Annotated in this window: 22 protein-coding genes, 1 tRNA gene and 1 riboswitch; of the genes, 9 read left to right on the top strand and 14 right to left on the bottom strand. The window is 46.1% G+C overall.

The annotated features are described in order from the left end of the window. Positions 1–92 precede the first annotated feature (92 nt). From MHI52_RS00540 to MHI52_RS00520, 5 genes are all read left to right on the top strand, one after another. Positions 93–2,084 (top strand): M1 family metallopeptidase, encoded by a 1,992-nt coding sequence (locus MHI52_RS00540; protein WP_405158256.1) that lies wholly within the window; start codon positions 93–95, stop codon positions 2,082–2,084. A 10-nt stretch (positions 2,085–2,094) separates the two neighbouring features. Then, positions 2,095–2,946 carry a hypothetical protein gene (locus tag MHI52_RS00535; protein WP_036607309.1) on the top strand — a complete coding sequence of 284 codons (852 nt, stop codon included), beginning with the start codon at positions 2,095–2,097 and terminating at the stop codon, positions 2,944–2,946. A 245-nt stretch (positions 2,947–3,191) separates the two neighbouring features. Continuing rightward, a riboswitch (cyclic di-AMP (ydaO/yuaA leader) is annotated at positions 3,192–3,329 on the top strand. Between the two features lie 3 nt (positions 3,330–3,332). After that, on the top strand, positions 3,333–3,803 hold the full coding sequence (locus MHI52_RS00530; RefSeq protein WP_405158255.1) for a C40 family peptidase: 471 nt from the start codon (positions 3,333–3,335) through the stop codon (positions 3,801–3,803). Positions 3,804–4,158: 355 nt separating this feature from the next. After that, positions 4,159–4,653 (top strand): GNAT family N-acetyltransferase, encoded by a 495-nt coding sequence (locus MHI52_RS00525; RefSeq protein ID WP_036607287.1) that lies wholly within the window; start codon positions 4,159–4,161, stop codon positions 4,651–4,653. 150 nt (positions 4,654–4,803) lie between these two features. Then, positions 4,804–5,160 (top strand): cytochrome c, encoded by a 357-nt coding sequence (locus tag MHI52_RS00520; protein ID WP_036607288.1) that lies wholly within the window; start codon positions 4,804–4,806, stop codon positions 5,158–5,160. Positions 5,161–5,234: 74 nt separating this feature from the next. Here MHI52_RS00520 and rbsK read toward each other — a convergent pair whose 3' ends face one another. From rbsK to MHI52_RS00500, 4 genes are all read right to left on the bottom strand, one after another. Next, the gene (rbsK, locus tag MHI52_RS00515) at positions 5,235–6,218 is read right to left on the bottom strand and encodes a ribokinase (protein WP_405158254.1); all 984 of its coding nucleotides are present in this window, start codon (positions 6,216–6,218) and stop codon (positions 5,235–5,237) included. A 44-nt stretch (positions 6,219–6,262) separates the two neighbouring features. Further along, positions 6,263–6,559: a 4a-hydroxytetrahydrobiopterin dehydratase gene (locus MHI52_RS00510; RefSeq protein WP_017691315.1), complete on the bottom strand. Its 297-nt coding sequence runs from the start codon at positions 6,557–6,559 to the stop codon at positions 6,263–6,265. Positions 6,560–6,589: 30 nt separating this feature from the next. Next, the gene (locus MHI52_RS00505; RefSeq protein ID WP_157116010.1) at positions 6,590–6,745 is read right to left on the bottom strand and encodes a hypothetical protein; all 156 of its coding nucleotides are present in this window, start codon (positions 6,743–6,745) and stop codon (positions 6,590–6,592) included. Between the two features lie 64 nt (positions 6,746–6,809). Next, the gene (locus tag MHI52_RS00500) at positions 6,810–7,103 is read right to left on the bottom strand and encodes a hypothetical protein (RefSeq protein ID WP_074092938.1); all 294 of its coding nucleotides are present in this window, start codon (positions 7,101–7,103) and stop codon (positions 6,810–6,812) included. 233 nt (positions 7,104–7,336) lie between these two features. On the opposite strand from MHI52_RS00500, the gene motA reads away from it, so the two are divergent. Beyond that, positions 7,337–8,137: a flagellar motor stator protein MotA gene (motA, locus tag MHI52_RS00495; RefSeq protein ID WP_036607291.1), complete on the top strand. Its 801-nt coding sequence runs from the start codon at positions 7,337–7,339 to the stop codon at positions 8,135–8,137. Next, positions 8,124–8,942, top strand: a complete 819-nt coding sequence (gene motB, locus MHI52_RS00490; protein ID WP_036607292.1) for a flagellar motor protein MotB — start codon at positions 8,124–8,126, stop codon at positions 8,940–8,942. The genes motA and motB overlap by 14 nt, the downstream gene beginning before the upstream one ends. Before the next feature lie 217 nt (positions 8,943–9,159). On the opposite strand, the gene rluF is transcribed toward motB, so the two are convergent. Further along, on the bottom strand, positions 9,160–9,861 hold the full coding sequence (gene rluF / locus MHI52_RS00485) for a 23S rRNA pseudouridine(2604) synthase RluF (RefSeq protein ID WP_036607293.1): 702 nt from the start codon (positions 9,859–9,861) through the stop codon (positions 9,160–9,162). Between the two features lie 18 nt (positions 9,862–9,879). After that, positions 9,880–12,219 carry an ATP-binding protein gene (locus MHI52_RS00480; protein WP_405158253.1) on the bottom strand — a complete coding sequence of 780 codons (2,340 nt, stop codon included), beginning with the start codon at positions 12,217–12,219 and terminating at the stop codon, positions 9,880–9,882. Positions 12,220–12,551: 332 nt separating this feature from the next. On the opposite strand from MHI52_RS00480, the gene tadA reads away from it, so the two are divergent. Both tadA and MHI52_RS00470 read left to right on the top strand, forming a co-directional pair. Further along, on the top strand, positions 12,552–13,058 hold the full coding sequence (gene tadA / locus MHI52_RS00475) for a tRNA adenosine(34) deaminase TadA (protein ID WP_076254823.1): 507 nt from the start codon (positions 12,552–12,554) through the stop codon (positions 13,056–13,058). A gap of 43 nt (positions 13,059–13,101) precedes the next feature. Next, on the top strand, positions 13,102–13,671 hold the full coding sequence (locus MHI52_RS00470) for a GNAT family protein (RefSeq protein WP_339284960.1): 570 nt from the start codon (positions 13,102–13,104) through the stop codon (positions 13,669–13,671). Between the two features lie 261 nt (positions 13,672–13,932). Here the strand turns inward: MHI52_RS00470 and MHI52_RS00465 are convergent, their stop codons facing one another. The 8 genes from MHI52_RS00465 to MHI52_RS00430 all read right to left on the bottom strand — a co-directional run bounded on the left by MHI52_RS00465 (position 13,933) and on the right by MHI52_RS00430 (position 20,213). Continuing rightward, a complete protein-coding gene (locus MHI52_RS00465; RefSeq protein ID WP_340983791.1) occupies positions 13,933–15,027 on the bottom strand; it encodes a hypothetical protein in 1,095 nt (364 codons plus the stop codon). A gap of 235 nt (positions 15,028–15,262) precedes the next feature. Continuing rightward, on the bottom strand, positions 15,263–15,415 hold the full coding sequence (locus tag MHI52_RS00460; RefSeq protein WP_036607296.1) for a small acid-soluble spore protein P: 153 nt from the start codon (positions 15,413–15,415) through the stop codon (positions 15,263–15,265). A 21-nt stretch (positions 15,416–15,436) separates the two neighbouring features. Next, positions 15,437–15,613, bottom strand: a complete 177-nt coding sequence (locus tag MHI52_RS00455) for a hypothetical protein (protein WP_340983792.1) — start codon at positions 15,611–15,613, stop codon at positions 15,437–15,439. A gap of 29 nt (positions 15,614–15,642) precedes the next feature. Then, positions 15,643–15,981 (bottom strand): hypothetical protein, encoded by a 339-nt coding sequence (locus MHI52_RS00450; RefSeq protein WP_036607297.1) that lies wholly within the window; start codon positions 15,979–15,981, stop codon positions 15,643–15,645. Between the two features lie 192 nt (positions 15,982–16,173). After that, positions 16,174–16,262: transfer RNA gene (locus tag MHI52_RS00445), tRNA-Ser, on the bottom strand. A gap of 197 nt (positions 16,263–16,459) precedes the next feature. Then, positions 16,460–17,743 (bottom strand): serine--tRNA ligase, encoded by a 1,284-nt coding sequence (gene serS, locus MHI52_RS00440; RefSeq protein ID WP_017691327.1) that lies wholly within the window; start codon positions 17,741–17,743, stop codon positions 16,460–16,462. A gap of 273 nt (positions 17,744–18,016) precedes the next feature. Beyond that, positions 18,017–18,607 carry a pyridoxal 5'-phosphate synthase glutaminase subunit PdxT gene (gene pdxT / locus MHI52_RS00435; RefSeq protein WP_036671585.1) on the bottom strand — a complete coding sequence of 197 codons (591 nt, stop codon included), beginning with the start codon at positions 18,605–18,607 and terminating at the stop codon, positions 18,017–18,019. A 217-nt stretch (positions 18,608–18,824) separates the two neighbouring features. After that, positions 18,825–20,213 carry a D-alanyl-D-alanine carboxypeptidase family protein gene (locus MHI52_RS00430; protein ID WP_340388285.1) on the bottom strand — a complete coding sequence of 463 codons (1,389 nt, stop codon included), beginning with the start codon at positions 20,211–20,213 and terminating at the stop codon, positions 18,825–18,827. Positions 20,214–20,403: the final 190 nt, after the last annotated feature.

The following is a 20,403-nucleotide window of genomic DNA, read 5'->3' as shown; positions in this document are numbered from 1 at the left end:
CTCCAAGGGTTGATACAAATATTTTAACTAATAATTGCCCCATTGCAAACATATACATGCTGTAGATGCTTGTCAACGGGAGGTATTTAACGATGATTCCACGACGCGCCAAGAGCTGGCTCACTGCATCCCTGGCCCTGTGTGTACTTGCCGGAGGGATATGGATCACTCTGGGTTATAATCGCTCAACTCATTCCGAATTGCCAGTACTCGCCCCCGAATCGGGCAAGCCTAAGGCAATAGCCCCAACGCCAGCACCTCCAGAAAGTGTACAGACCCCTACTGCCGAAGTGTACAGCAACCGTGTTGTGGAATATCACATGGATGTAAAACTGGTCGAAGGGAATGTACTGGAAGGGACTCAGACGATTACCTGGACACATCCAGGTAAAAAAACCGTCAGCGAGCTTTACTTTCATATGTATCCCAACGCCTTCTCTTCTGCTGACACCACCTTTATGAAGGAATCCGGTGGAAAGCTTCGGGGTGATGTCATGCCTACCAATGGTTATGGCTCCATGAACATTACCGAAATGAAAACGGAGGACGGGCTCTCTCTGCTGCACCGGATGCAGTATGTGCAACCAGATGACGGAAATATCAAGGACACCACCCTCATTAAAGTACGCTTGCCCAAACCCGTCAAAGGCGGGGAAAGCATCACGCTCCACACCCGATTTGAAGTGAATCTGCCGAAGATTTTTGCCCGGATGGGAACTGCTGATCATTTTGTCATGGCAGGTCAATGGTTTCCCAAATTAAGTGCCTATGAACCTGTGGGCAGACGTGGACGAACAACGGAAGGCTGGAATCTGCACCAGTACCATGGCAATTCAGAGTTTTACGCTGACTTCGGTATATATAGTGTGCGTATTCGGGTGCCTGAAACATACAAAGTAGCTGCTACTGGATTTCCGACGCAGCAAGCCGTGGTGAAGAATGGAGAAAAGGTCTATCAATTTTACGCCGATGATGTGCATGACTTCGCATGGGCAGCTTCACCGGATTTTGTCTACGCCGAGGAACCCTTCTCTGCACCCAATGTGCCTGGTGTACGAATCAAGTTATATCTGGACCCTGCTCATCAGGATCTGAAAGAACGTTACTTCTACGCCGCGAAGGCCGCTCTAGCCAATTATAGCAAATGGTTTGGCCCATATCCTTACGCTACCTTATCCATCGTAGTTCCACCCAAAGCGGGGAACGGCGCTGGAGGTATGGAATACCCTACGCTAGTTACGGCCTTTGGAGCCGATGATACTACTCCGGGTTATGACCTGGAACGTACCGTAGTCCATGAGATCGGACACCAGTACTTCTACGGCATGGTTGCCAGCAACGAATTCGAGGAAGCCTGGCTGGATGAGGGATTCACCTCTTATGCAGAAGACAAACTGATGGAGCAGGAATACGGATTGATTCCGAATCTGCCAGTACAATCGGGACTGATTACGTCTCCTTCATCCTTAACACAAGAATCCTGGAAGTTTGATTCACAGAATGAGTATGCAGCCAATGTCTATACACGTGGCAAACTTGTATTGCTTGGTATCGAACATCAAGTCGGTGCCAAAAAGATGGAACGCATCCTCTCTACCTATGTGAAGAAGTACCGCTTCAAACATCCCACTTCGGCTGATTTTCAGAAAATTGTGGAACAAGTGACCCGCACTTCCTGGTCTGATTATTTTGATCAATACGTCTATAGTAACGGGATGGCTGACTTTGCTGTAGAGAAGATTCGTGTTACGCCCGTACAGAAAGACGGTCAAACATTGTACGAGTCATCCGTGACGATCGCAAAAAAAGGTAGTGATTACAGCGCCGTTCCTGTTCGCATTGCTTTTGAAGACGGGCATATCCTCACCAAGCAATGGAATGGCAAAGAAGATCGCATCACGTATAAATTAACTCACACATCCCCCGTATCCTGGGCCATGACCGATCCCCTGTACTCGATCGTGCTGGAGAACCGCCATATGAACAATTTCCTGAAATCCGGACTGGATGAGCAGACGAAGTCCCGCTGGAGCATGAGTGTAACCAAACTAATAGAAGCCATATTCGGAGGTCTGTCATGGTGAGGTGGAAACGGTGAAAGCGAAAATACGTGAAGGCTGGTTTCTCGTCCGTCAGCATATGTTCATTGCCGCACTCTTATTTCTCTATCAACTCATTTGGGGATATTTCTTCTATCGAATGGTACAATCGGCCGTCATCCCACTGCTCCTTCGCTATCCAGATGCTGATGCCGGTGAGCTGAGTACACTTTTGTTCAAAATGGAAAGTCAACTTAACCTGTCTACCCATCCGGAGGTTCATCGTTATCTATGGATTCTCGGGGGCATGCTGCTGGTTCGCATGTTGATCAGCCCCCTCATTCAGGCAGGACTGCTCTACTCACTTCAGCACTTTAATTCTACAGAAGAGCGCATCCCCTTTGTCCGCGGAATCAAAAATCTGTGGAAACCGATGCTACTGCTCCACACCATACGTACATTATTGATACTTCTGCCCGCCTACTGGCTCATACCGAAGCTTTACTCAATTCTCATGGACGGATTTCATTCGCTTCAATTACTTTTGCCTGGTATACCTTATGTTGCTGCCTGGATTGTATATGGTTGGATCATCCACCATGTCATACTCTACATGCAGTTCGGTGTTTCGGCACCAGAAGGAGAAGGCGGGGCTCACGGCACCCTCAAAGCCCTCTGGATTGCACTGCGTCATCTCATCGCCGTAATCGGCATTGCACTCCTGCTGGGCGGAGTACACCTGCTCGTCTTTGGGGCATTCACTACAGCCTCATGGTTATTAACGGGACTTACCGGGCTTATACTACAACAGACGTATCCACTTGCCAGGTGTCTATTAAGTCTGTGGAAAATATGCAGCCATTTCCGTTTATGGCAGTCCAAAATATCCAAAGGTGAGAGCAGATAGTTTAAAAATTGTTACCATCAAATGTTAAACTCATGGCCTAATATGTACTTATAAATAGGCAAACCTCAACCTTTCCCCGTCAAAGGTCGGGGTTTTTTTTGCTAAATTTGTTGCTAAACGTTGCCAAAGCCGTACTCCTCTGTTACAATAATCGCAGTGAGTTTTTAGTAACAACTTTGTAATATTTACATTCATATTTGTAACTACTTAAAATTAAATCATCATTTCTTGATTTCGCAGGTGCATAACTAGCATAGCCAAATTCCTGGCACCTGGGAAGCGGGGGAACCAGTTATGGGTGAATTGATCTTGCTACAGAGGGATCATAGGGGACCTTCAACCGAATCCTTAAGCTAACCTCGCAGGCGTTGGAAGGGGAATATCTCTTGTTCAAGAAGAAATTAACCGCAGCTGTACTTAGCATCACATTCGCATTATCGCTTGGTGCAGGTAGCGCATTCGCAGATTCTAAGATGGACAAAGTAATTGATTCAGCAATGGGAACTACATATCAAAGTGGAGGAACAACGCTCAACGGCTTTGACTGCTCCGGATTTACACGGTATGTATTCGAAAAGTTGGGTATTGATTTGGCACGCCAATCCAGTTCCCAATTCGACATGGGCGATTCCGTATCCCGCATGGAAATGAGAGCTGGCGATCTGGTGTTCTTTAATACAACAGGTAAAGGCGTATCCCATGTAGGAATCTTTGTAGGGGATGGAAAGTTCGCACACTCCTCTTCTTCCAAAGGCGTTACGATCAGTGCATTGAGTGAAAACTATTGGGCCAATCGTTATGTTGGCGCAAAACGGATTATGAGCACGGACGCATATGAATCACTGGCCCTTGACTAGGGACAAGCTGAGCAACATGATGCTGTAACCATTAAACATACTGGAACGAAGCAAGAAGCATAACAGAACCGCCCGGTACATTCTCCGCAGGAATGTATCCGGCGGTTTTTTTGTGCTTCAATCCTTATTCATGTTGCAAGTTATACTCGGGGCATATCCTGCGACATCAACAGGTTCATTTTGCGTTCGTTCGTCCGTGCCCTTATGATGTTTTTACCCATCCCGTTATAATATAAACGAAATTACCGGAACTTTTGTTTCATTTTTTTTCTTGGGAAGGAAGACTTGCTAAATGAACATCTCTTTTGTAGAGTGGACAAAGAGTTCTGTTTCAAGGAAAGGAGCATGCAGGTGTATGAAGGAAACCCCTGTGACGTTTCACGTTGTACCCATGCGAGAAGAACATGCGGAGCTTATCTGCAGTTGGCAGTATGATCCGCCTTACAATATCTACAGCTGGCTCCCCTGGGAGCAGATGAAAGCTCTGGAAGTGGAATTCGGAGATGCACAGCTGCGGCAGGAGCAATATGCGATCGTCTTGGATCAGAACGATCGTATATGTGGGTTTGCTCAATACTTCCCACTTCAAGGGGTAACCCGGATTGGCCTTGGCATGCATCCAGAGCTGTGTGGTCAGGGTCAAGGGACAGCTTTTGTCACTGCCATTGTACAGGAAGCTATTCGCCGAAATCCCACGAATGAGATTGATCTGGAAGTACTCACTTGGAATGCTCGTGCCATTCAAGTCTATCTGAAGAGTGGATTTGTCACCCAGGATACATACGAACGACAGACCCCCAGCGGCTTGAAGCCCTTTCACTGTATGGTTTATGAAGGGCCTCGCGGTTAGAATCCATTGCAAAACAACCAAATTTGCCCCTTGTTATGTGATTAGTTCAAAAAATTCCCACAAAATGCTATGATGTCAGTACAGGTTCCGTTATAATGATATGGATAGTTTCAGGTTAGATGATCTTTCATTCTGGAGGGGACATAAGGGATGCACAAATGGATCATGAGCGGAGTATTTTTTGCAGCATGCGCTTTAGCTATTGTTTTAATGTTTACGCTTCCAGGGAAAGAAGAAGTGGCTGAAGAAGCCAAGCCAACCATGCCGGAAGTAACATTGGATGCCGGACAAGCTGAAGCACTGGTCAAAGCCAATTGTATCTCCTGTCACGGGGATCAGCTTCAAGGTGGCGTAGGACCTGCTCTGGCCAACATCGGCAGCCAGGATGATCTGGAGAAGATCTATTCTACGATTGTCAAAGGTAAAGGTGGTATGCCTTCCTTCAAGGGCAAACTGCAGGACGAAGAGATTGCAAATATCGCCATGTGGCTGTCAGAGAAGAAATAATCTCTGCACACGCATAACAAAGAGGCGCTTAATCCCCTTTTCGGAGAATAAGAGCCTCTTTGTTATATCAATTATTAAGCCTCTGCGGCATGCTCAGCCAAAAAGGCCTCAACTTCACGTGCGGACGGCATCCCGGACTGGGCGCCGAGCTTTGTCACGGATAACGCGGCCGCACCCATGGCGAAGCCTACGGCCGCGTCCAAAGTCTCACCGCGCGCGAGGGCTACCGCCAGCGCGCCGTTGAAGCAATCGCCAGCGCCGGTCGTATCGACGGCGCTTACGGCGTAGCCGGGCGCACGGCACGCGCCGGCACGCCCTGCTTGTACGCGGCCACCAGGCGCCGCCGCGTAGACAGCCCCCTCGGGGCCGAGCGTCGTGACGACAGCGGCCCCGAGGGATGCGGCGAGCTCTGCGACCGCCGCATCCAGGTCTTCCGGCCGGAGATGATCCCGGCCGGTAAGCACGGCAAGCTCGCTGCGGTTTGGCGTGACAACGTCGACGCACCGCAGGAGCTCCTGGGGCAGACCCGGCACCGCGGGAGCCGGGTTGAGCACCACCAGTGCGCTGCCTTCAGCCGCCAGTTGGGCGGCGCGGGTAACCGCTGGCAGCGGGATCTCCAGCTGTAGCAGCACCGCTGCCGCTGCAGTCAGGCTTTTTACCGTATCCGCCTCTTCCAGCATCTCAGGCACCACTTGCCCATTCGCACCAGGAATAACGATAATCCGGTTGTCTCCCCGAGAGAGCCAGATGGAAGCCGTCCCTGTAACCGTGTCTTCCAATATGCGAACCTGCGAGGCATCTGCACCACTTTCCGTCAGACTGTGCAGCAGACGTTCGCCAAAACCGTCCGATCCCACCGCACCAATCATCGTAGTCTGTCCACCCAGACGCGCAACGGCAACAGCCTGGTTGGCCCCTTTGCCACCAGCGAGATAATGTAGCTCCTCACCGCTCACCGTCTCTCCCTCTTCCGGAATCGTGTCTGTCTTCACCACAAGATCCATATTGAGACTGCCTACGACAGCAATAAGAGGTTGTTTCTGATTATAGTCTGACATGTATGGTTCACTCACTTCTGGCCGCGTGATAATAACCGACCTCGTTATTGCGACCTCATTTTGTCATAAGCTTCGTTATATTGCCCTGCTTCCTTGATATCTACAGATGTGATACCACCCGCATCCCATGATGTGAGACGCAACGTAACCGTTGTATAATCAATCGTAATAAAAGGATGATGATTGAATGCTTCCGAGATCGCAGCGACCTCATCCACAAATGCAATCCCTTTCATGTAGTTGGAGAACACGAATTTACGTACAATCCACCGTCCCTCTTCCAGTTCCCAGCCTTCCAGCCTTCCCAGATGAGCTTCGACTTCCTCTTGCGAAAAAACCATGCGTTATCTTCCTCCCCATAGGATGGTACATTACAGACATGCGTCCGTATAACCACCGACACCTTCGGTGCGATCAACAGCAACCTCAAAGGCCAGGCTCACCGCCATGCGGTTGGCCCATTTCACGACTAACATCTTACCACGGACAAGCTTCAAAATCCAATCAACTACATGGCATAGAACCAATAACCATAAGGCTTTGAGGGGAATTCCAATTCCATTTACACCCCTAAAGATGCAAGTAAACACACTAAATTAAAGGTACAAATGTTAACTCTTCTTCCCCGATCAAAATATGAATGCGGTGCTGTTCCTTATCGTGGATGACCACGCCACTTCCAACCGGAATAACGGACTCCTCGCCCAGCGCATAGAACAGATCCTCCGCCAACGCCTCATCCACTTCAAGTTGGTCAGATGCAGCCAGTCTCTCCCACTCTTCCGCGTCCATTTCAAAGAAAACATACCGATCCGGTATGCGTCCGATTGCCGTTGTCAGATCTGTCAAAATTCCTTCATAATCCCGTCCATGCTTTACGCCCATTGGCTTTTCACTCCTATTCGGCCCCTAAGGAGCGGATTTGATCTTATTATACCTGAAAATAGCCCTTAAAAAAAAAGGCCTTCTGGTCGATAAATACATATATGACCGTTTTAACTGTTTTAGCAACCGTAAGGAATGCCTAACATTGAACGGATTGCGGCCAAAAATTCGTCCGGAAGCCCGAACACAGCCGCTTGAAAGGATTCAATTTTATCTCATGGATGAGGTGTATGATGAACATTTCAACGATTATTGGACTAATTTTGGGGCTGGTCTCCCTTGTATTTGGTATGTTCTTGAAGGGTGCGCCCTTAATCAACCTGGTTAACAATCCCGCAGCCTACATTATTATCTTTGTTGGTACAGCAGGAACCATCTTTATCGCATTTCCGATGTCTGAAGTTAAAAAAATCCCTAAGCTTTTCGGGATTGTTTTCAAAAATCAAGTACTAATTGATCGCGTATCCCTGATCGGCACATTTATGGATTGGGCTTCCACTACCCGTCGTGAAGGTTTGCTTGCACTGGAATCAAAAGTAGAAGAGATTGACGATCAGTTCCTTCGTGGCGGTATGCGTATGATTATAGACGGCAACGATCAGGAATTTGTAAGTGATGTGCTCATGGAAGATATTCATGCTACAGAGGAGCGCCACCGTGGCAGTGCCTTGATCTTCGCTCAGGCGGGGATGTACGCACCAACGCTCGGGGTTCTCGGGGCCGTTGTAGGTCTCATCGCAGCACTTGCCGATCTCAGTGACATGGAGAAACTCTCCCATGCGATTGCGGCAGCATTTATCGCAACACTCCTTGGTATATTTAGTGGTTACGTGTTATGGCACCCGATGTCTAACAAGCTGAAACGGATGTCCAAGCAAGAAATGGAGATCAAGCTGATGATGGTTGAAGGACTGTTATCCATACAATCCGGTGTCTCCACCATCGCCATCAACCAAAAGTTATCCGTATTCCTGACACCTTCCGAACGTAAACAACTGGAAGAGAAGGAGGGATCACCAGGTGAAAAAGGCTAAGAAGCACGAACCACATGAAGAGCATATAGACGAGAGCTGGTTGCTTCCCTATTCCGACTTGATGACCTTGTTGCTCGCTCTGTTTATTGTATTGTTCGGTATGAGTTCAATCGATGCAGCTAAGTTCGAGCAGATGGCTTCCGCACTAAACAGTGCATTAAATGGAGGTTCCGGGATTCTGGACCATTCGTCCATGAATCCGGATACGCCAGGTGCTGATTTGGGTAAGAACAAACAGGAACCTACAGAAATCACCAAGAAAACACCAGCTCAGATTACAGATGCACAGATGGCTAAGAAAGAACAAGAAGACCTGGAGAAACTCAAAGAGCGGCTCGACAAATATATCTCGAAGAACGGGCTCTCGGACCAGCTGAACACCAAGCTGAATCAGTCTGAATTGAAGATCACCATCAGTGATAACGCCCTGTTCTCCTCAGGCCGAGCAGATGTGAAGCCTGAATCACGATCCCTGGCCAAAGCAATCTCAAGCATGCTGCAAGAGTTCCCTGAATATGAAGTGGTTGTATCCGGTCATACCGATAATATTCCCATTTCGAACAACCAATATAAGGATAACTGGGATCTAAGCGCAGATCGTGCGCTCAACTTCCTGAAAATCCTGTTGCTGAACTCGCAATTGGACCCTTCCAAATTCACACCAAGTGGTTATGGAGAGTATCACCCAATTGCCAGCAATGACACCAATACGGGACGGGCACAGAATCGCCGTGTAGAGGTATCTATCATTCGGAAGTATCAAAGTAACAATACAAATGTAAAAGCCGTTGGCGGAGGAAACTAGAGGCCTGCAGCGATTCATTAACCAAAGACCGTTCTCCAGGTACAAGGAGAACGGTCTTTTGGGTTTATATAAGGCTTATGCCTGGTTCATCTACATATTTCCTTACTATTCGGTATTATTGACTAGTCTTCATTAACTCTGCTTTCCGAGAAAAAGCCCTGCGCTCCTTTTCGGAAAGCAGAGCTTTAATCGGTTAAATTAGTCGAACTCGAACCAACTATTCCAGTGAATAGTCTAACAGACCGCCCAGCTCCGCTTTTTCAGCAGGGGTAAGCTCTCTCCATGAACCTGTCGCCATTTCTCCAAGATGGATGTTCATGATCCGAATACGCTTCAACTTACGAACCTCGTAACCAAAGGCACTACACATCCGCCGAATCTGACGGTTCTTTCCTTCAGTCAGGATGATACGGAATACTCGATCCGTCATCCGGGTCACTGTACAAGGCAGGGTCATTTCACCCAGGATCTTCACCCCAGTGCTCATACCTCTAAGGAAACTCGGGGTTACAGATCGATCAACAGTAACGATATACTCTTTCTCATGGCGCCCTTCTGATCTAAGAATCCGGTTAACGATATCACCATCATTGGTCATCAGGATCAAACCTTCCGAGTCCTTATCCAGACGTCCAATAGGAAAGATACGTTCATCGTGCCCGACAAAATCAACGATATTGCCCTGAATATGCTGCTCGGTTGTACTTGTGATCCCGATCGGTTTATTCAGCGCGATATATACGTGTTTTCTCTTTTCCTTGATTGGCTTGCCATTGATTCGTACATCGTCGCCTTCTTCTGCCTGACTGCCCAGTTCAGCCTTAACTCCATTAATGGTTACCTGACCACTATCCACCAACTTGTCGGCTTCACGCCGGGAGCAATAACCTGTTTCACTAATAAATTTATTAATACGCAAAAGGTAATCTCACCTCATCTATTTCTCTTCATCTGTAAATGTGTCATCTGTTACCTGATCTACCTCAATAACTTCCGGTTGTTGCTCGGATGCAGGCAGTTCAATAATAACCGTTGTTCCCTTGTTCATGACGCTTTTAATATCCATCATGCCCTTATGTGATTGAATAATGCGCTGACTGACCATCAGGCCAAGCCCTGTTCCAGACTCTTTATTCGTAAAGAAAGGCTCCCCAAGCTTGGGCATCATCTCTTCCGGGATACCGATCCCTTCATCCCTGATCTCAATTCTGACGCGTTTCGATTGCTCGTCATGCTTGAGCTTGATATGGATGTTTCCTCCATTTGGCATGGCCTCCATACCATTTTTCAGCAAATTGATGAATACCTGCTTCAATTGGTTCTCTTCACAGTGTACCATAGCCGAATCGGATGAGGCACGCAGTACAAATTCTACACCATGCAGATGCGCCTGACTATCCAGTAACGAGATGACATCGCCAAGAATAAAACGAATATCCCGATTCTGAAAATGAACCGCCTGCGGTTTCGCCAGAATCAAAAATTCACCAACAATAAGGTTGATTCGATCCAGCTCCGATAACATCAGATCCAGATGACGATGATTCAGCTTGTTGCTCTCTTGCTGTAACTGCAGGAATCCGCGCAGCGTGGTCAGTGGATTACGAATCTCATGTGCCACACCTGCTGCAAGCTGGCCCACGGTTGTTAGCTTCTCAGAACGTCTCAGCAGCTCTTCCATCCGATTACGGCTTGTAATGTCCCTGGAGACACTAATGAGCGCGGTAATCTCTCCAGCCTCGTCTCGTACCGGAGCCGTACTGACACTGACCTCTACTCGGGTCCCGTCTTTCTTCATCCAGGTAGTTTCGTTGGACGTAATGGACATCCCTTCAACGAGTTGGGCATGCTGACGTTTCATTTCTTCTTCTGCCTCTGGCGGGATGATCTTCAGATTACGACCTTCCACCTCACGACTTCGAAAGCCATATAATTGTTCAAATGCGCGGTTAACCCGCAGCACTTTTCCTTCAAGATCCGTAATGTGAATGGCGTCCGCTGTCTGATTGATAATGGACTCCAGATGTTCTTTCACCGCCCGATTCTCTTCATACATCTGTTTCAGACGACTCGTATAATGGCCCAGATTACGAATCATGGCATTAATACGATTGGCCAGTTGGCCAAGTTCATCCTTCCTCCGTACTTTCAGACGGAAATCAAAGTGCCCATCTGCTACATCATTCACTTTGCCCAGTATGGATTGGATCGGACGCGTAATATACCCTGCGAGCAAATAGCTGCCAAAGATCACAATCTCCAGCAAAACCAACGATATGGAGGCATGGCTCACCAACTGCTCAGATACCATGGAGGATATTTGCTTATAGTCCATGACAATACTGATCACATAGGAAGACTGATTGGGTGTAAAAATGGGAATAAAACTCTTCAGTACCTTCTGTTCGTGCGTTTCACTGACAAAAGATACATTTTGGCCTGTTCGAATGGCGCGCACCACAGCACGATGATCCTCATCCGTAGAACCATACTGGTATGTACCAAAACGAATCGGTCTGTTATTCAACTTGCTAAAGTTCGAATCTCTTCCGTCATCACTCATGTTCGGGCTACCAAAAGTCAACGGATTGATGCCTGTAATCTCCAGAATGGAGGGATTGACCTCACGAATTTTATTTAAAATCTCATCCGGACTAGAGATTTTCACATAGTCATCAACTTCCGTATTATTATAGAAGGGATTGATTATGTAGTTTCTCTTTCCATCATGGTAGTAACCCCAGATATCAATATCCGAAGGACTGGATGTCGAATATTCGAATCCATCTGACCAGAAATGCTCCAACTTCTGTCCTTGGGGAATCGTCACCTGTTGTTTTTCAAACAATTGCTTAAAGGCCTGATACCAATAAGTCATGGATTTGGTGGACAGCCCGATTTCTCTCGGATCTGAGGAGCGGTTAACAACGATGTCATCATCCGTCTGCTCCATTAACGAAATATGTGAGACGCCGACCTTTTGGCTCAAGCGTACAAGTTCTTCATTTGTGATATTATTAATATCCGGGTCCAATTCTTCCGCTGCCATGACAGCAGCAAGCCACAGATTGTTTCCAATCTGCCGTTTTACATAATCCGAACTGTATTGATTCTGTTCGACAGCAATTGCAATCTGCTTTGCAGTGAGCACCATCTTGGTTTCACTGTCCTGCCTCAGATTCTCTTCTGTAGTATAATAACTCAGTGCGATATTCAACACTAAAATAACGAGCACTGAGCACGACATAATCATGGATAATTTCGTTTTAATAGACAAGTTTTTTTGTTCACCTCTCGGCTTGTACCCTCTGGCGATATATGGCAAAACCTATCTCCATCATAACGCTTGTATGTCTTTTTGAAAAGGATAATTGACCTGTGTCCAAAAGTTACCGAATGACTGAAAAGCTCGAAATTCGTTGTTTTTTGCATTTTCGAACTCTACAATGAAATTAATCACTATATTTATCCACATACCCACAGGCTTGTGGATAGTTTGTTTATAACTATGTGAGCAACTACATGGTTATCCACAATTCTATACACAACATGTTAACAACCCGAATATTTGTTCGCTGAATAAACGATTTTGGAAGGAGTTATATAGTAATGAATGACCATTCTCCCCAGCCCGATCTTGGGAATTTATCTGAAGAGGCTCAACATGAGCACTGGATGCGAGAGGCCATTGCCGAGGCCTACAAGGCTGAAGCTCTTGGGGAAGTGCCGATTGGAGCTGTAATCGTACAAAATAACCAAATTATTGGTCGGGGATACAATCTGCGTGAAACTACACTGGATTCCACCGCCCATGCAGAGATGGTGGCTATTCGTCAGGCCAGCGAGACCATCGGAGCTTGGCGTTTGTTGGATTGTTCTCTGTACGTCACATTGGAACCTTGTCCAATGTGTGCAGGTGCAATTGTACAATCCAGGGTCCCCCGCGTAATCTATGGTACGGCTGATCCCAAGGCAGGCTGTGCAGGTACACTGATGAACCTGTTACAGGAGCCGCGTTTTAACCATCGCACCGAGGTTATTGCGGATATTCTCCAACCTGAATGCTCCACGATGCTAACTCAATTTTTCAGAAGTCTGCGCCAAAAGTTAAAGTAGTCACCGACTACAAACATCCCAATTAGAAAGGAAGTGTGCTGTAATGGCACTAACACTCTATGATACAGCCAATGGCATAAGCCTTCGGTTGCTCACACCCCAAGATACACAGTCCTATTTGGACCTGATTCAGGTCACACGCGTCCCCTACCAGTCTGTAGAACCCGTGCGAGACGATGAATTCTATACACTGGATGCTCAGACTCGGCGGATTGAGGATCGGGTCAAGGCAGCAGAAGATGGTACAGGATATCAATTTGGAATCTATACTATTAAAGACAGCCTGTTGATTGGACAAGTAAGTATCAACAATGTCGTATTGGGCGTTGCCAATTATGCGGATATGGGTTACTTTATCCATCCAGATTATCAGGGTGGCGGACGAATGACAGCAGCGGTTAAACTGGCCGTAGCTTATGGCTTCCGTGCGCTAAAGTTAAATCGGATTCAGGCTGCAGTATTGCCCTCCAACAAAGGTTCACAGCGCGTACTGGAGAAGAACGGATTCCAGTTTGAAGGTACTGCGCGCAAATACCTCAAGATCAACGGCAAATATCAGGATCATCAGATCTATGCTGTACTTGCTGAAGACTTGGACGAACTTAAGAATTAATTGATTTAGAAGCTTCCCAATAAAGCTGTCTGTATTCCCAATTCAACAATATACAAATTTAATGTACAAAACCGCACTACTCTAGTTATGTAGGAGAGAGTGCGGTTTTATTTATATAGATCACCAGCCACGATTCAACTTCAAAGATCAATTATTTTGCGTATATCCCCTCTTACGCTGTCTAACTAAAAAAACCGCCTGTACCCAAGCGGAAGGATATTATCCTTCACTTGAATCACAGACGGTTTGAACTCAGCGAGATTAGTATCCGTATGAAGCGTTCATCAGTTCTTCGAACTCTTGCATAGTAATTACGTCATCGCCAGTAGGGATGTTGATTTTGAATGCTGCTTTTTCGTTAATCTTAGTGTACGTATTGGAACCGGTAAATGCCAATTTCACTTCGTCTTTTGTACCTTCTGGCTTGATCAGCACATCAGCGACCATCTTTTGATATACAGGGAAGTCGTTTTTGTCCAATGCGAAATCGATGTTGAATTGGTTGATTGTCAGAACATCTTTCAATTTATCCAAGTCTTTAGCCATTTCAGCCTGATCTGCTTCAGTGATCTTCAGATCTTCTTTAGCTTTGTCGATATCAGCCTGATCCATTTGCAGCATTTCACGATATTCCTCTTTGGAAATAATATCCAATACTTTAGGCATAGCTTTTGTTACCAGTACAGTAACTGCTTCTTTAACATTGTCATTATTCACCGAGAATTGTACAACTTGCTTCGCATCTACACCTTCAGGAAGTTTTGCATCTTTGGTGTCTAGATTTTTGAAGAATTTAGCTTGATCGTACTCGCTCAGCACTGCGTCCATGACTTCGTTGCTCAGCTTTTGCGTTTTGGCTGCGTCCATAGCATCAGGGTTCCATTCTGTACCCTCTTGCTCAGCCAGTTCTTTCAGGTCCAGCTCCAGGAACTTGTTAACAACATTCTCCGGAATCGGGAAGAATGGAATATTCGGCACTTTCACATAGAGTTTCTCTGCTGTCATCACCATTGGGATGTTAAAGGTCATACCCATGTCGCCTTTAAGCTCGATGCCAAGAGTCATCTCTGTCTGCATTGGCTCACTTTGGTATACACCTGTTACATTCAACTGAGCATCCTTCAGCATGCTCATAAACTGAGTCATGGTAGGATCAGTTTGTGAAGCATCCCCAGGTTTATAGCTCAATTCATTAATAGTGAAATTAGAACTCATTTCATACGAAGTCAATTTGGAAGCATTGGCCGCAGCCGTCTTCAATGCCTCTTTTGGTTCCTGCTTGCTGCTACATGCTGTTAATGCCATAGATACGGTCAACAGCAACGTGAGAAGAAGCGCCCCCATACGTTTAGTCATTTGTTTCTCTCCTCTCGTGATAACCCCAAAAAAAAGTAATTCAATATCAATGATATACCATATCACCAGATACCGAAACCTAATTTGGGAAAAATGTGATCTTTCCTCTTTAAAATGGCTACAAAGACCTATGTCAGCTTTGGGAATAACCATGTGCCTGTCTTTATATATGTATGAATACGCAAAAGCCCCCTGTTAGGTAACAAGGGACTTTTGCGTGAATCTGTTTCTTCTATTAACCTTGAGGATTCAAATGATCCACATGATTTTGATTTTTTACTTTTTTGGAACCGGATAATGGTTCCTGCATGGAAGAGCGTTTGGATGAATGACGATGCTGTTCGGATGCTTGCGCTTCCGGTACGGGAATTGTTTTTGGTTTGCTCATATTATTGCCCCCTCATCATTGTTAGGAATGGGATGGGTCCCTATCTTCCGTTTTGTCATGATTCAGTGCATCCTGATGACGGCGATCATTAATATCTTGCTGATTTTGCTGGGCATAATGACTGTTTACGGCAGGCTGCTCCAGATCATCGACTACATTTTGCAGGTTTTTGTCTACTCCCGCTTTGGCTTTAGTCAATTGAGTTCACTCCTTCAGATTTCAGGCTATTATCTCGTCTGGGATTGTAACGACTGGGCGCATTCATGAATGTGCCGTGTATAATCGTGAGCCAGTTCCTGAATCGGTTCTGTACGCTCATCCGTCGTTCGTCCATCCCGTTCCACATCAATCAGCTGTACGCTGACTTCACGGGAATCGACATATGCACATTTGAAATCAAAAGAGTACATCTCGTGCCCTGCTGTAGCAATGTGTATCCGAATCGCCTGCTGATCGGCTTCATCGGCCATTACCTGAGCCTGGTCTCCAACATTCAGGACTTGAGGCAAACGTTCTTGCCAAGCCCCTACAAGCTCTGTCTGATCGATGTTTAACTCGCGGTTCATCTTACCACCTCCACTCCTATAAAGTGCGGCGATGAAGATGTTTTTATACATATTAGCCTTATTCAAAATATAACGTTGTCCTATGCAACATATACATCGGTCACCAACCTGTATGCTCACTACGCTGGACAAACTCACAACGCAAAAAAGGATTCGAGCGAGATCGCTCGAATCCTTGTTATAAGTGTAGTATGGCGGAGAGGGTGGGATTCGAACCCACGTGGAGTTGCCCCCTAACGGTTTTCAAGACCGCCCCGTTATGACCGCTTCGGTACCTCTCCAGGGAATTAACTTTTATAAACTTGCCACGAAAAGTATCATACCACATCTCGACATTATAATGCAACCTTTTTATATTAAAATTGATAATTCCGTATCAGACAACTGCCTCAGTTATACAAAACACTCCAATCCGCCATTCCGAAATGACGGATTGAATTTGTATTCCCCTTGATGAGGATGGTTAGCTAACTCTTACTTAAGAGCGACGTGCGATCACACTTGCACCGCCCATATAAGGACGTAATGCTTCAGGAATGACAACCGTACCATCTTCCTGTTGATAGTTCTCCAGGATAGCGGCTACCGTCCGTCCAACCGCCAATCCTGACCCGTTCAATGTATGAACAAATTCCGGTTTGGCTTTTGGCTCTCTGCGGAAACGGATATTGGCACGACGTGCCTGGAAGTCCTCACAGTTGGAGCACGAAGAAATCTCACGATAGGTATTGCTCTCAGGTAACCATACTTCAATATCATACGTTTTAGCTGAGGTGAAGCCCATATCTGCCGTGCACAATGTCAGGACGCGATACGGCAAGCCCAACAATTGAAGCACACGCTCCGCATTTTGAGTCATTTGCTCCAGCTCTTCATACGAAGTCTCTGGAGTAGAGAGCTTGAGCAGCTCTACTTTGTTGAATTGATGCTGACGAATCAAGCCGCGTGTATCCCGTCCAGCCGAACCGGCTTCAGAGCGGAAACAAGAGCTGTATGCCACAAAGTGCTTAGGCAATTGATCTACATTCAGAATCTCTTCGCGATGATAGTTCGTTACCGGAACTTCAGCAGTAGGGATCAGATAATATTCGGTATCTTTCAACTTGAACAGGTCTTCTTCGAACTTAGGCAGTTGACCTGTTCCAAACAAGCTGTCCCGATTAACGATGTATGGAGGCAGAATCTCTTCATATCCATGTTGATCGCTGTGCAGATCCATCATGAAGTTAATCAATGCACGTTCCAGACGTGCGCCTAGACCTTTATAAAAGGTAAAACGGGAACCTGTTACTTTGGCAGCCGCTTCAAAATCAAGAATATCGAGATCCTGTGCAATTTCCCAGTGTGCTTTTGGTGCAAAAGTAAATGACTTCGGCTCTTCCCAACGACGAATCTCAACATTGTCGTCTTCAGAAGCTCCAATAGGTACGCTTTCGTTAGGAATGTTCGGAATCGCCATTGTGAGATCATTGATCTTTACTTCCAGTTCCCGAACTTCCTCGTCCATGGCTTTGATTCGATCAGACACTTCGCGCATCTCCACAATCAGATCATCAGCATTCTCACGATTTTTCTTCAGTCTAGCAACTTCCGCAGAGACCGTATTCCGACGGCTCTTCAGTGTTTCACTCTCTTGAAGCAATTCCCGACGCTTGGCATCCATCTCGGTAAATCCAGCGATAAGATCCAGCGATTTGCCACGTTTAGTCAATGCTTCTTCTACACGTGCATACTCATTCCGCAATATTTTCACATCAAGCACGATATACCCCTCCTAAATAACCTCACAACGTGAAGCCTTATGTTAAATCCATTCTCAAAACTCTACTGTATACACCTTACTATATACTTATCGGAACCTGTAACCCAAAAAACAACCTATATCCCCCTTGTCACCCTCCGCTGCGATTCCCGCTATGAAGCAGATACAGGCAACATCAGGCATCCGTTCAGATGCAACTGCCAACCAGTGGCCTTACACGGCTTCTGGTGAAGTGATCCGATGACCGGGAGATCATAGGTTGTACATCATGCATTATTTAGAGTCTACCGTGTGTTTGTAGGATCTGGCCATGTCTACAAAATAAGTATGCAGACGATAGTCATCCGTCAATTCCGGATGGTAGGAGCAAGCCAACAAATGTCCCTGACGAGCCGTAACAATCTCATCCTTGTATGTGGAGAGAACCTCCACCTGGTCTCCGACACTCTCGATCAAGGGCGCCCGTATAAATACAGCCCTTACCGTTTCCTCAATACCTTTGACTGGCAAATCCGTCTCAAAACTCTCTCTCTGCCGTCCAAATGCATTTCGGGATACAGTCATATCCATTAGCTCCAAATGAGCTTCTTCTTGCCCTGCAATGTGTTTAGCCATAACGATCAAGCCAGCACAGGTACCAAATACCGGTTTACCCTCAGCAGCAAACGCCCGAATGGCATCCATAAACCCATACTTGCGCATCAGTTTACCAATCGTCGTGCTTTCCCCGCCAGGAAGGATAAGACCATCCAAGTCCTCCAATTGCTGAACCTGTTTGATAGCTATACCTTCTGCTCCAGCACGTTCAATACTTCGAATATGCTCTGTGACAGCTCCTTGAAGTGCTAAAACGCCGATCTTCATACGCTCATTCCCCTTCTCTTACCAGCCACGATCTTGCATACGGTAAACGAACATTGTACTTTTTCATTTCATCATACGTGAATTCTAACTTGATATTTTACCGGAAAAATTGTAAATATACAATCCATCCGGTCGGAATAACTTGTATTTTGTCAATGATATGACCAGATAGACATTAAAATCATGATCATACTCATTCCATAAAGTTTGCTAAGGGTTAGAACAGGTTTTTGATTCCGTCAAAAAGATCCACAAAGAAATCCTTCACAGCACGGAAGAACAAGCGGAACCATCCGCCTTTTTCAGCCTCTTCAGCAGTGATCAAGTTCACTGTTTTTTCCTGTGGCTCAATTCCCTCTGCTTTATACGTGTACGTTACCGTACCAACCTTCGTACCTGCCTTGAGTGGTGCTACCAACTTGTCAGCCTCAGTTACGTTGGCTTTGAACGTCACATTCAGGTTCTGAGTACCTTTGGGTACAACAAAACTTACCGCATTATCTGTTACAACAGGAACGGTTGTTTCTTTCCCTTTTTTCAAAGGTACCGCTTCCCAGCCCGTCACTTTGGTCTTGCCTGCAACAGCCTGTTTCACTTCAAAGTTGTTAAATCCATAGTCCAATACCTTTTTAGTTTCTCTGAAACGTGCGGATTCCGAATCTGTGCCCATAACAACACTAATTAGACGCATACCGTTACGTTCTGCTGTACCTGTAAAGTTATTACCTGCGTTCGTGGTATGGCCTGTTTTCATTCCATCCAGACCTTCATACGCATAGCTTTTGAAATTGGTTATATTTTTATTCGCTTCCAGCATCCAGTTGTAATTGATAATTGGAGCTTTATCATTGGGACGGAACTTGTAGGATTGAATCGTTGTGAATTCTTTGTAGTCTGGGTGATCCATAATGATGTATCGGCATAGAATTGCAGCATCCAGAGCGGACATCACCGTTTCCTTGTCTTCAGCTGGGCGGAAATCAGCAGGCATATCTGCTCGATCGAGACCGGAAGAGTTGATAAAGAAGGTATCCTTCATGCCCATACGCTTCGCTTCATCATTCATCATTTTCACGAAAGCTTCTTCGGAACCGGCAACATACTCAGCTAAAGCAACCGTAGCATCATTGGCAGAGCCAACAGCCATAGCAATATAGAGATCCTTAACTGTGTGCTCGTCACCTTCTGCCAGGAAAATACGTGATCCGACACTTTGTGCAGCATTCTTTTTAACAGGTACAATATCGTCCCAGCCAAATTTACCTTGTTTGACCTGTTCTGCGACAATGTACTCTGTCATCATCTTGGTCATACTTGCAGGTGGCATCGCTTTATCCGCATCAACATTTAGTAGAATCTGTCCAGTTGAGGCTTCCATAAGCACTGCAGATCTAACTTCAAGCCCAAGTGAGTCTACCCCAGGCACCTTTACGGCTTTTTCCGTCTTTGTTGTTGTTGCCGTAGCAGTCAGAACCTGACTGGAGTTGTCCGCAGCAGCCATGACCGGCATGACTGCAGACATGCAAAGCATGTTAATTAGCATTACCGAGGCTACGCTCTTTTTGAGCATTTGGCGTTTCTTTTTATTCATGTGTTTGGCTTTCAATGATGAATACTCCCTTCGATCCAAAGCATTGTTAATTGCTTCAGTGCAGCTTATGCTGCGATTTTCTTGTTCCCTAACCTGCGTGTTTGATGTATGAGATGTGTGCTATATGCGCTGTATCGAACGAGCAATATTATTGCTCCTAAAGTTCGTTATCGATTGTCACTTAGTCCGCATTTTGCAAATGCTT

It is taken from the genome of Paenibacillus sp. FSL H8-0283 (genome assembly GCF_045040675.1).
Classification (GTDB): domain Bacteria; phylum Bacillota; class Bacilli; order Paenibacillales; family Paenibacillaceae; genus Paenibacillus; species Paenibacillus amylolyticus.
This window is presented reverse-complemented; position numbering and strand designations above follow the sequence as displayed.

Coding starts and splice junctions, on each gene's coding strand:
- MHI52_RS00540 (WP_405158256.1), top strand. CDS start 93: ATGATTCCACGACGCGCCAAGAGCTGGCTCACTGCATCCCTGGCCCTG.
- MHI52_RS00525 (WP_036607287.1), top strand. CDS start 4,159: ATGAAGGAAACCCCTGTGACGTTTCACGTTGTACCCATGCGAGAAGAA.
- MHI52_RS00520 (WP_036607288.1), top strand. CDS start 4,804: ATGCACAAATGGATCATGAGCGGAGTATTTTTTGCAGCATGCGCTTTA.
- rbsK (WP_405158254.1), bottom strand. CDS start 6,218: ATGTCAGACTATAATCAGAAACAACCTCTTATTGCTGTCGTAGGCAGT.
- MHI52_RS00510 (WP_017691315.1), bottom strand. CDS start 6,559: ATGGTTTTTTCGCAAGAGGAAGTCGAAGCTCATCTGGGAAGGCTGGAA.
- MHI52_RS00500 (WP_074092938.1), bottom strand. CDS start 7,103: ATGGGCGTAAAGCATGGACGGGATTATGAAGGAATTTTGACAGATCTG.
- motA (WP_036607291.1), top strand. CDS start 7,337: ATGAACATTTCAACGATTATTGGACTAATTTTGGGGCTGGTCTCCCTT.
- tadA (WP_076254823.1), top strand. CDS start 12,552: ATGAATGACCATTCTCCCCAGCCCGATCTTGGGAATTTATCTGAAGAG.
- MHI52_RS00470 (WP_339284960.1), top strand. CDS start 13,102: ATGGCACTAACACTCTATGATACAGCCAATGGCATAAGCCTTCGGTTG.
- MHI52_RS00465 (WP_340983791.1), bottom strand. CDS start 15,027: ATGACTAAACGTATGGGGGCGCTTCTTCTCACGTTGCTGTTGACCGTA.
- MHI52_RS00460 (WP_036607296.1), bottom strand. CDS start 15,415: ATGAGCAAACCAAAAACAATTCCCGTACCGGAAGCGCAAGCATCCGAA.
- MHI52_RS00450 (WP_036607297.1), bottom strand. CDS start 15,981: ATGAACCGCGAGTTAAACATCGATCAGACAGAGCTTGTAGGGGCTTGG.
- pdxT (WP_036671585.1), bottom strand. CDS start 18,607: ATGAAGATCGGCGTTTTAGCACTTCAAGGAGCTGTCACAGAGCATATT.